The 11,061-nt window shown below is 63.1% G+C and carries 5 protein-coding genes, 2 tRNA genes and 1 rRNA gene (1 of these 8 running past the window's edge); 4 read left to right on the plus strand and 4 right to left on the minus strand.

Features of this window, described 5'->3' with window-relative positions; all coding sequences use genetic code 11:
- Positions 1-83: 83 nt before the first annotated feature.
- Entirely contained in the window at positions 84-872 is a 789-nt protein-coding gene (locus P6U31_RS04920; RefSeq protein WP_407187134.1) for an MOSC domain-containing protein, read from the minus strand.
- Positions 873-1,111: 239 nt separating this feature from the next.
- Here P6U31_RS04920 and clpB point away from each other — a divergent pair, with 239 nt between their 5' ends.
- Entirely contained in the window at positions 1,112-3,751 is a 2,640-nt protein-coding gene (clpB, locus tag P6U31_RS04925) for an ATP-dependent chaperone ClpB (RefSeq protein WP_407187135.1), read from the plus strand.
- 81 nt (positions 3,752-3,832) lie between these two features.
- Here the strand turns inward: clpB and P6U31_RS04930 are convergent, their stop codons facing one another.
- The 3 genes from P6U31_RS04930 to P6U31_RS04940 all read right to left on the minus strand — a co-directional run bounded on the left by P6U31_RS04930 (position 3,833) and on the right by P6U31_RS04940 (position 8,014).
- Entirely contained in the window at positions 3,833-4,099 is a 267-nt protein-coding gene (locus P6U31_RS04930; protein ID WP_407187136.1) for a hypothetical protein, read from the minus strand.
- Between the two features lie 72 nt (positions 4,100-4,171).
- On the minus strand, positions 4,172-5,797 hold the full coding sequence (locus P6U31_RS04935; RefSeq protein ID WP_407187137.1) for a hypothetical protein: 1,626 nt from the start codon (positions 5,795-5,797) through the stop codon (positions 4,172-4,174).
- A 153-nt stretch (positions 5,798-5,950) separates the two neighbouring features.
- On the minus strand, positions 5,951-8,014 hold the full coding sequence (locus P6U31_RS04940; protein ID WP_407187138.1) for a M23 family metallopeptidase: 2,064 nt from the start codon (positions 8,012-8,014) through the stop codon (positions 5,951-5,953).
- A gap of 1,124 nt (positions 8,015-9,138) precedes the next feature.
- Between P6U31_RS04940 and P6U31_RS04945 the strand changes: the two genes are divergently transcribed.
- The 3 genes from P6U31_RS04945 to P6U31_RS04955 all read left to right on the plus strand — a co-directional run.
- Positions 9,139-10,627 (plus strand): 16S ribosomal RNA (locus P6U31_RS04945).
- 186 nt (positions 10,628-10,813) lie between these two features.
- A tRNA-Ile gene (locus P6U31_RS04950) sits at positions 10,814-10,890 on the plus strand.
- Between the two features lie 109 nt (positions 10,891-10,999).
- A tRNA-Ala gene (locus P6U31_RS04955) sits at positions 11,000-11,061 on the plus strand (it continues 14 nt past the right edge of the window).

Consider the following 11,061-nt stretch of genomic DNA (forward strand, 5'->3'; position numbering starts at 1 on the left):
GATCGTTCCTCCGCTGGAGCGATCCAATCAGCGAATTAGTGAACATGCACAGCAATGACGGAGTGTGTTGAGCCGGTGCCGACTCACAGCAGCTTCGGCTCTTCCACCGCCACCGCGTCACCGACGCCGATCTCGCCATCCGAAATCACCTCGGCATAGATGCCGCAGTCCATGTGGCCGAGATGGCGCGAGAGCGTCGGTGGGATCTCGAGATCGCGCTTGGCCGTCACCGGGTCGACATTGGTGGCGGGGCAGCGGACGATGCGCTTGACCACCTTCAGCCGGGCCTGCCCAATCGCAAGCGTCTGGTCGAGAAGATCGAGTTCCGACCAGGCCGGCCAGCCCTTCACGTAGAGATTGGCGCGGAAGCGCAGCGGATGCACGGCGGTGCCGCCCAGCATGGTCTCGATCGCGCGCACGCTGTTCAAATTGATGATCGAGACCACCTTGCGGGCGACGTCGGAGAAGCTGTGGTCGCGGCCGGACAGCACCTTGGGCGGGCCCTTCAGCTCCGGCTGAAAATTCTCCGCGAAGTAGCGCTCGATGGCGGTGCGGCCTGCGGCGGTCTCGAGATCACCGCTGGCGACGATCTGGCCGTCCTTGCGGATGGTCAGCAGATTGGTGGCGTCGTCGAAATGGCTGTCGAGCTCGGCCAGCCGCTCATTGCGCGCGAGCATCAGAAACCGGATTTTCGGCTTCCACTGCGGCTGCTCGGGATCGAAGCCGCTTGGGCCGTTCTCGATGGCGTAGCGGCGGTCGGCGGGCAGGGTCTGACCGGTCCGTAAGGGGGCGCGGCGCAGGGGCTCCGGCGTCAGGCCCTTGATCGGATAGCGGTAGAGGCCGGTGATTTCGGCAGTCTGGCTGGCTGTCATGCCGCTACTTAAGGGATTCGCCCCGATCCCGCCAAGCCGGCGCATCAGTGCACGAAATTGTGAAGGCGCCTCTTTCGCATCCGCAACCCGCTTCCCACATCTGGCTCAGGCCGGCGGCCACGCCGGCAAGAGACGACCGTTACCGGTTGAGAAACGTCAATGCGGTAATCGGAAACCCAATGAAGATGCCGTCTGGGGTGCCTTAGAGGGCCCCGAGGGCAGGCCGAGGGACAGAAAAGATGAATATCGAGAAATATACCGAACGCTCCAGGGGCTTCATCCAATCCGCGCAGTCGCTTGCGATGCGCGAGGGGCACCAGCAGTTCTCCACGCTGCACGTGCTGAAGGTCCTGCTGGACGACAATGAGGGGCTGGCTTCCGGTCTGATCGACCGTGCCGGCGGCAATTCCCGTGCAATTCTGAAAGCGACCGAGGACGCCCTCGCCAAGGTGCCGAAGGTCTCCGGCGGCGGCGCCGGCCAGATCTATCTGGCGCCCGAGCTTGCCCGCACCTTCGACGCGGCCGAAAAGGCCGGCGAGAAGGCCGGCGACAGCTTCGTCACCGTCGAGCGGCTTCTGCTCGGGCTGACGCTGGAGAAGACCAGCGAGGCCGGCACGATCCTCAACAAGGGCGGCGTTACCCCGCAAAACCTCAACGCGGCCATCGAGGCGCTGCGCAAGGGTCGCACGGCCGACAGCGCGACCGCCGAGAACGCCTATGACGCGCTGAAGAAATATGCCCGCGACCTGACCCAGGCCGCGCGCGACGGCAAGCTTGATCCGGTCATCGGCCGAGACGAGGAGATCCGCCGCACCATCCAGGTGCTGTCGCGCCGGACCAAGAACAACCCTGTCCTGATCGGCGAGCCCGGCGTCGGCAAGACCGCCATCGCCGAAGGTCTCGCGCTGCGCATCGTCAATGGCGACGTGCCGGAGAGCCTGAAAGACAAGAAGCTGCTGTCGCTCGACCTCGGCGCGCTGATCGCCGGTGCGAAATATCGCGGTGAGTTCGAGGAGCGGCTGAAGGCCGTGCTCCAGGAGGTGACCGCCAGCGAGGGCACCTTCATCCTGTTCATCGACGAGATGCACACCCTGATCGGCGCCGGCAAGGGCGACGGCGCGATGGACGCCTCCAACCTGCTCAAGCCGGCGCTCGCCCGCGGCGAGCTGCACTGCATCGGCGCGACCACGCTCGACGAGTATCAGAAGCACGTCGAGAAAGACGCCGCGCTGGCGCGACGCTTCCAGCCGATTTTCGTCAGCGAGCCCTCGGTCGAGGACACCATCTCGATCCTGCGCGGACTGAAGGACAAGTACGAGCAGCACCACGGCGTGCGGATCACCGATTCCGCGCTTGTTGCGGCGACGACGCTGTCTAACCGCTACATCACCGACCGCTTCCTGCCCGACAAGGCGATCGACCTCATGGACGAGGCCGCGGCGCGCCTGAAGATGCAGGTCGATTCCAAGCCGGAAGAGCTGGATTCGCTCGATCGTGAAATCATCCGGCTCAAGATCGAGCAGGAGGCGCTGAAGAAGGAAAGCGATCTCGGCTCCAAGTCCCGGCTCCAGACGCTGGAGAAGGACCTTGCCGAGCTCGAGGAGAAGTCGGCGGCCCTGACGGCGCGCTGGAGCGCGGAGAAGAACAAGCTCTCCGATGCCCAGAAGCTGAAGGCCGAGCTCGACGGCTTGCGGGTCGAACTCGCCAACGCGCAGCGCCGCGGCGAATTCCAGAAGGCCGGCGAGCTCGCCTATGGCCGGATCCCGCAGCTCGAGAAGCAGCTTGCCGACATCGAGGCCAAGGAGAACTCCGGCGAGATGGTGGAGGAGGCGGTCACCGCCAACCACATCGCGCAGGTGGTCTCGCGCTGGACCGGCGTGCCCGTCGACAAGATGCTGGAGGGCGAGAAGGAGAAGCTCCTGAAGATGGAGGAGCAGTTGGGACAGCGCGTCGTCGGCCAGGCCGAGGCCGTGCGCGCGGTCGCGACCGCCGTGCGCCGCTCGCGCGCCGGCCTGCAGGACCCGAACCGCCCCACCGGCTCGTTCATGTTCCTAGGGCCCACCGGCGTCGGCAAGACCGAGCTGACGAAAGCCTTGGCGGAGTACCTGTTCAACGACGAGACCGCGATGGTCCGCCTCGACATGTCCGAATACATGGAGAAGCACTCGGTCTCGCGACTGATCGGCGCGCCTCCGGGCTATGTCGGCTATGACGAGGGCGGCGCGCTCACCGAGGCGGTGCGGCGCCGGCCTTACCAGGTCGTGCTGTTCGACGAGATCGAGAAGGCGCATCCTGACGTCTTCAACGTCCTGCTGCAGGTGCTCGACGACGGCCGTCTGACCGACGGCCAGGGCCGCACCGTCGACTTCCGCAACACGCTGATTATCATGACCTCGAACCTCGGTTCGGAGTATCTGGTGAACCAGCGGGAGGGCGAGGACACCTCGGCCGTGCGCGAGCAGGTAATGGGAATGGTGCGGGCGCATTTCCGCCCCGAATTCCTCAACCGCGTCGACGAGATCATCCTGTTCCACCGCTTACAGAGGAGCGAGATGGGCCGGATCGTCGAGATCCAGTTCGCGCGGCTGCAGAAGCTGCTGACCGATCGCAAGATCGTGCTGACGCTCGACGCCGCCGGCCGCGACTGGCTCGCTGCCAAGGGCTGGGACCCCGCCTACGGCGCAAGGCCGCTGAAGCGCGTGATCCAGCGCCACCTCCAGGACCCGCTCGCCGAGATGATCCTCGCCGGCGACGTCAGGGACGGCGACAATGTCGCGATCTCGTCCGAAGGCAACGTGCTGACTTTCAACGGCAAGGCGCCGCAGACCGCCGAGATCACCCAGTTCGAGGCGCCGGTGGCGAAGCGGAAGCTGAACTGAGCGCGGGCGTTCGAAGCCTGAAACGACAAGCCGCCCCGGAGAGGCAAGCCTCTCCGGGGCGATTTCGTCGGCTGTGGTCTGTTAACTGACTGCGGAGGCGGAGCCGGGCCCGGCAGGTCCAACCTCTTCGTCGTCCTCTTCGAGCTCAGATAATATATCCACGAGCGCGCGCACCCGTCCCTGCGCCAGCGGCCGCAGATCGTTGATCATTGGCTCGTCATTAGCGAGCCAAGCCTGGGCTTCTGCGAGCTCCTCTGTGGTTGCACCGGTTCCGATGATCTGGGCAATGGTGACGTCGTCGGCCCGGTCGACAGCCTTGACGACATCGTCACGTGAGAGGCGCGTCATGGGCGATCCTCCTGCTCGTCGGCTTCCGTCAACGATTAACCGGGAACCGGCGCGCCGGTTCCCGACACCCTGTCAGCTCTTCTTCTTCGTGACCTTGTAGATTGCATTTTCAATGTCGGAGCTGAAATAGATCGCGCCCGTGCCGCCGACCGCCACGCCCGTCGGAATATTGGTCGGCAGGCCGCCGGGCGCGCCCGGCAGGCCGATCGGCAGATTGGCGGCGACCTCTGTGATTTTGCCGCTCTCTGGCGCGATCTCGATCAGCCGCTTGGCGCCGACTTCCGCCACGATCAGCGTGCCGTCGCTAGCGCGCGCGAGGCCTTCAGGCATCTTCAGCTCCTTGGCGACCACGGTCTTCTCGCCGTTGCCGTCGATCCGGGAGACGGTGCCTGCAAAGGCGTCGGTGACGTAGACCTCATCCGCCTTGCCGCGAACCAGCCCGACCGGGCCTTCGAGACCGCTGACAAGCGTGGTGCGGTCCTTGCCGTGCTCGCCGCTCACCTTGACCAGCGACTTGGTGCCGAGCTCGGCCACCAGAATGCTGCCGTCGGCGAGCACGATCGCATCATGCGGCGCCTTGAAGCCGTGCAGCATGTCGCGCGTCGCGCCGGTCTTGGCGTCGATCACCTGCACGGTGCCGGTGAACCAGCTCGACAGCACCACATCGTTGTCCCGTGCCGTCGCGCTCATCGGATATTCGAGCGTGGTGCCGGCAGCGTGCATGCGCGCCTTTTCGCTGACCTCGCCGGTCGTGCCGTCGACCGTGCGATAAGCGAAGACGTCGGCGACGTGGATCGTGTCCTTGCCGTTCTCCGAGGTGACGCCGATGCCGCCGGGCAAGGCGAGCTTGCCGATGATGATTTGCCTGGCCTGGCCGGTTGCCGGATCGACCTCCTGAATGCCGTTGTCGGCCATGTTGGAGACGTAGATGCGGTCCTTGTCGTCGATCGCCAGATTGTCCAGTGACGGCTTCAATTGCGCGACCATGGTCTTGCTGCCCGATTTGGGATCGACGCGGACGAGCTGGCCGAGCGCGGTGTCGACCACAAAGAGATTGCCCTTGGAATCGAAGTTCACCGCGGCGGGGACCTTGAAGCCGTCGGCGACGACGGTGAGCTCGGCCTTGTCGACGTCGACTTTCGCAAGCTGGCCCTTGAACCAGAGCGGACCGTAGAGCTTGTCGTCGGGACCGAACTCGAAGCCGTTGAGGCCGCCCATCTTCTCCATGATCTGGCGCGGCGGCTTCACGCCCTCGACGTCGATCTCATAGAGCGTGTCGCCGAGAAAGACGGTGGTGGCGTAGAGCCTGCCGTCCTTGCGGAAGGCGAGCGAGTTGATGCCGGGAAGGCCGCTCGCGAGCTTCTTGATCGGGCCGTCGCCCTTGCGCGAATAGAGGTCGCCGGTCAAAAATCCGGTCCAGGCCATGGTGCCATCGGGCGCGAAGGCGATGTCGTCGGCCATGCCGACGGGAGAAGGGATTGCAACCTTGGCGGTACCGCTCGATATGTCCACCTCGTAGAGCGCCGCGCCGGCGACGCTGCCGGCGAACAGATGTCCGGCCTTGTCGATGCCAAGCCCGTGCACGCCATGGAATGCCGAGCCCGCGACGAGCCTCGTGACCTCCCAATTGTCGGCCGATGCGCCGGTGGCGGCGAAAAGCGCAGCGGCCAGGGCTGCGCAGGCGAGCCTGTTCTTCATGGCGAGACCTCCCGTTTTTTGGAAAGTATTCGCTTCTCGCACCGCTTTGGCAAACGAAACTTGACGTTGTGGCGCCGCAAAGCGGCCTCGCTCGACAAGCGCAAATTCGGATCGTGTCTGGAGATATGCGGCCGATTTCGGCCGGTTGCCGGCTTACCGGTTGGTGACCTGCAGCGGCCCGCCGGTTGCGTCCGACATGCGGGCGATGGCGCCGCTGCGACCACTCATCATGGCCTCGAGCCGGTCGCGCTCCTTCTCGAAGCTTGCCAGCATCGGGCCTTCCAGCGAGCGCCCGCGCGGCAATTTCACGCGCAGCGGATCGACGAAGCGGCCGTTCACCAGGATTTCGTAGTGCACGTGCGGGCCGGTCGAGGCGCCGGTCGAGCCGACGAAGCCGATGACCTGGCCCTGGCGGACCTTCTTGCCGGCTTCCATGCCCTTGGCGTAGGCCGACATGTGGCCGTAGGCGGTCTCGTAGCCGTTATTGTGCTTGATGCGGACATATTTGCCGTAGCCGCCTTCAGTGCCGATCTTTTCGATCACGCCGTTGCCGGAGGCGAAGATCGGCGTGCCGTAGGCGGTGGCCCAGTCGACGCCGGTGTGCATCTTCACATAACCGAGGATCGGATGGCGACGGCCGCCGAAGCCGGAGCGCATGATGGCGTTGTTGACGGGCTTCCTGACCAGGAACTTCTTCGCGCTCTTGCCGCTCTCGTCGTAATAGTCGACGACGCCGTCATCGGGGCTCTGATAGCGGTAGTATTTCTTGGTCTCGCCGCCGACCGTGAGCGAGGCGAACAGCACGTCGTTCTTTTCGCTCGATGTCACGCCCTCGTCTTCGCCGGCGTAGAACACGTCGAAGGAATCGCCCGGCTGCACCTTGCGCTGGAAATCGACGTCGTAGGAGTAGATCTTGATCATGTCCTCGATGACCGGCATCGGCACCTTGTTGCGCATCGCGGTCTCGTAGATGCTCTGGTAGAGCCGGACGCCAGTGCCGTCATCGTCGTCATCGTCGTCGCTGTTGGGGTTGGCAGCAGCGTCAGCGACGGTGTTCATGCTGGAGACGTCGACCGCGACGTATTTGCCGAGATCGGACAAGGCCGCGATCGCCTCGACCATGGTGTCGTTTGCAACCACGACGCGATAGGGCTGGAGGCGGGCGCCGGGACTTGCGGGCGCCATCAGGATGCGGAGCTTTTCGCCTTCCTTGAGGCCGCCGTCGCGGCCGCGCGGGCCGAGCGTTGCGGTGATCGCCTTGATCTCGTCGGCGCTGGCGCCGAGATCGCGCAGCACGCCAGCGACGCTGTCGCCCTTCTTGACCAGATGGACGCGTTCACCGTTGGGATTGCCGCCGGTGATCTGCTCCTTGGTCTTCGGCAGCAGCGTGACGTTCTCCGGCACCACGCGCGTTTCGAAGCCGGCATAGGGATCGGACGGCGACACCTCGGTGGCGTAGGCCATCTTGATGTCGGACGGGCCGGTCGTGCCGGAGACGTCGGCGGCGGCGTTGGCAAGCGAGGCGTAGCGCACCCCGCCATTGCCGCGCCAGTTGGCGGCATCGCGCACCCGCATCAGGATGTCGTCGAGCGCCACCACTGCGGAGATCTTGGCCTTCGGCAGCACCGACGACAGGTCCTTGGTGACGAAGGAGACTTCCGCATCGGGCTCGACGGCTTCCGGATTATTCGGGTCTTCAGCAGCCGTCTTCGGATCGGAGCCGACATCGCTGAGCAGGCGCTGGGCGTTGAACGGCGGAATCTTCGCCGACAGATCGCTTGTCGTCATCGACAGGTTGCCCGCGATCCGCACGAAGGGGCGCACCCGCATCACGTCGCGGTTGCCGACGCGGGCGACCGTGGACACGCGCACGATGTTGCGGGACGCCGTGGCTTCGTTTGGCGGCGGCAGACGGTCGCTCTTGTGCAGCGTGGCGGCGCGATCGGCGGCGCCGAAGGCCCCGCGCAGTGCGCCCTCGACCCGCTCCGGCACCTTGGCGAAGGTCATCTCGCCGTCGAGCGATGCGAAAACGGCGCCGCCGATCAGGGCTGCGCCGCAGAGTCCGGTCAAGATTGTGCCGCTGAACCATTGCACCGAAACGCGACGACGGTCGATCACGGCGGCTTCAGAACCATCGACGGACAGCGGCGGCTCGTGGCCGAGATCGATGATCCCGGTCTCACGCCCGTAAGCGCCGCGTGACGTCCTGTGGTTCACTCAAGTCCCCCAATCAACGACCCGAGAAGGCCCGCTTCGAACCTTCTCCCTGGTCGCCCTCTTGAAGGGGGATCGCCGGAAAAGGCAAGCCGCACAGGCGTTCGCACTCAGGAGGCCCCGCAAGGAGCCCGGCCAAAATTACGAACAGCTGGACGGAAAAAGCTCTCTCGATGTCTCTCGAATGTCCGGGGAAGGCCGCGTCATCTGCAAGATCGCCTTCCTCTGACCCCATGAAAACCGCCGGCAGCCCCCACTGGCATCCCCGCGATTCAAGCTTGTCTCTTATCAGAACGCCGCGGGATTGTGGCTCAAGTACGGCGCCTAATACGGAAAAAGTTTCCTGAAAGCCGGGAGGTAAGAGGCCCCGGTCTGACCACGGCGGAGCTCGACCCGAGCTGGGACGGGGGCCATCCGGGTGGGAGCGGCCCTTTGGCCGGGGATCCGCGGGCTGGGGGCCGGCGCCGACGCCTTGGGCCGCAAGGGCGTCAGGGAGAGGGGGCAGGGAGGACGGGGGGAAGGGCCCTCAAGCGCCTTCCGGAGCCCGCAGGGGCCCAAACTTTTTTTCAGATTTTTTGCCGCGCGGGTCCGGTTGACGCCCTTGCTGCCGCGCTAATCGACTGGAATCGCTCGAATATTTCAGACGATCTCCTGTGCGACGATTTGTTGACGATTAGCGTTGACAGCCCGGAAGGTGGGGCCTATAACCCCAACCACTGAGCGCGGCGCCGCCGGGTCACTGACCAAGGCGAGCGAACGCGCCACTGATGCTCCTCACCTCGTTGAGTGACACAACAGCCGACACCAGTCGGTTGGAGTTCATCCATCGTCGGTAAGGGTGCCGGAACCCTTCCTCTCAGGAAGGTTGAGACCTCTCCGGTCTCGGGCTGTTTGACAAGTGAAGATGAAGAAAGAGAAACGTGGACGGCGGAGTCCTTGCGGGTCTCGCTTCTGAAAAGCCTCGGCTTTTCTGATCGAGACCGGACGAAAGACTTCGGCGGTACACGTTTTAAAGGAAACACCATCGTTGCCAGCGATGTGAATCGCAGGCAGCTCATTGGCTTCGGTCGATGAAAAATGGTGGGACCTCGTCAAACGTTGTGATCAGCCGGTTCAAAGTTCAAGTCCAACTTGAGAGTTTGATCCTGGCTCAGAGCGAACGCTGGCGGCAGGCTTAACACATGCAAGTCGAGCGGGCGTAGCAATACGTCAGCGGCAGACGGGTGAGTAACGCGTGGGAACGTACCTTTTGGTTCGGAACAACACAGGGAAACTTGTGCTAATACCGGATAAGCCCTTACGGGGAAAGATTTATCGCCGAAAGATCGGCCCGCGTCTGATTAGCTAGTTGGTAGGGTAATGGCCTACCAAGGCGACGATCAGTAGCTGGTCTGAGAGGATGATCAGCCACATTGGGACTGAGACACGGCCCAAACTCCTACGGGAGGCAGCAGTGGGGAATATTGGACAATGGGGGCAACCCTGATCCAGCCATGCCGCGTGAGTGATGAAGGCCCTAGGGTTGTAAAGCTCTTTTGTGCGGGAAGATAATGACGGTACCGCAAGAATAAGCCCCGGCTAACTTCGTGCCAGCAGCCGCGGTAATACGAAGGGGGCTAGCGTTGCTCGGAATCACTGGGCGTAAAGGGTGCGTAGGCGGGTCTTTAAGTCAGGGGTGAAATCCTGGAGCTCAACTCCAGAACTGCCTTTGATACTGAAGATCTTGAGTTCGGGAGAGGTGAGTGGAACTGCGAGTGTAGAGGTGAAATTCGTAGATATTCGCAAGAACACCAGTGGCGAAGGCGGCTCACTGGCCCGATACTGACGCTGAGGCACGAAAGCGTGGGGAGCAAACAGGATTAGATACCCTGGTAGTCCACGCCGTAAACGATGAATGCCAGCCGTTAGTGGGTTTACTCACTAGTGGCGCAGCTAACGCTTTAAGCATTCCGCCTGGGGAGTACGGTCGCAAGATTAAAACTCAAAGGAATTGACGGGGGCCCGCACAAGCGGTGGAGCATGTGGTTTAATTCGACGCAACGCGCAGAACCTTACCAGCCCTTGACATGTCCAGGACCGGTCGCAGAGATGTGACCCTCTCTTCGGAGCCTGGAACACAGGTGCTGCATGGCTGTCGTCAGCTCGTGTCGTGAGATGTTGGGTTAAGTCCCGCAACGAGCGCAACCCCCGTCCTTAGTTGCTACCATTTAGTTGAGCACTCTAAGGAGACTGCCGGTGATAAGCCGCGAGGAAGGTGGGGATGACGTCAAGTCCTCATGGCCCTTACGGGCTGGGCTACACACGTGCTACAATGGCGGTGACAATGGGATGCTAAGGGGCGACCCTTCGCAAATCTCAAAAAGCCGTCTCAGTTCGGATTGGGCTCTGCAACTCGAGCCCATGAAGTTGGAATCGCTAGTAATCGTGGATCAGCACGCCACGGTGAATACGTTCCCGGGCCTTGTACACACCGCCCGTCACACCATGGGAGTTGGTTTTACCTGAAGACGGTGCGCTAACCCGCAAGGGAGGCAGCCGGCCACGGTAGGGTCAGCGACTGGGGTGAAGTCGTAACAAGGTAGCCGTAGGGGAACCTGCGGCTGGATCACCTCCTTTCTAAGGATGGTTCTTCAGAAGCTTGCTTCTATCGAACCGTTTTAGAAACATCAGTGGCCAACAGATCGCCAGATCGTTGAGCTGCATTGGCGGGATTTCGCCGTCTTCGTTTCTCTTTCTTCGCGGACGAACACGCGCTGGGCCTGCAATGGCAGGATCCAGGGTCCTTAACGGGATATGCGTTAGGGGCTTGTAGCTCAGTTGGTTAGAGCGCGCGCTTGATAAGCGTGAGGTCGGAAGTTCAAGTCTTCCCAGGCCCACCAGCCTTCGCGCTTCGCTGCTTCGGCTAGGCAGGCCCTTCGAAATGAAGGCTGCCACGCCGTAGCCTTGGCGAAGGCAGGCTAATCAAATGAGCATTCGTCTTCTGGTTACGGGGCCATAGCTCAGCTGGGAGAGCGCGTGCTTTGCAAGCATGAGGTCGTCGGTTCGATCCC

The sequence above is a fragment of the Bradyrhizobium centrosematis genome (assembly GCF_045571495.1).
Lineage (GTDB): Bacteria > Pseudomonadota > Alphaproteobacteria > Rhizobiales > Xanthobacteraceae > Bradyrhizobium > Bradyrhizobium centrosematis.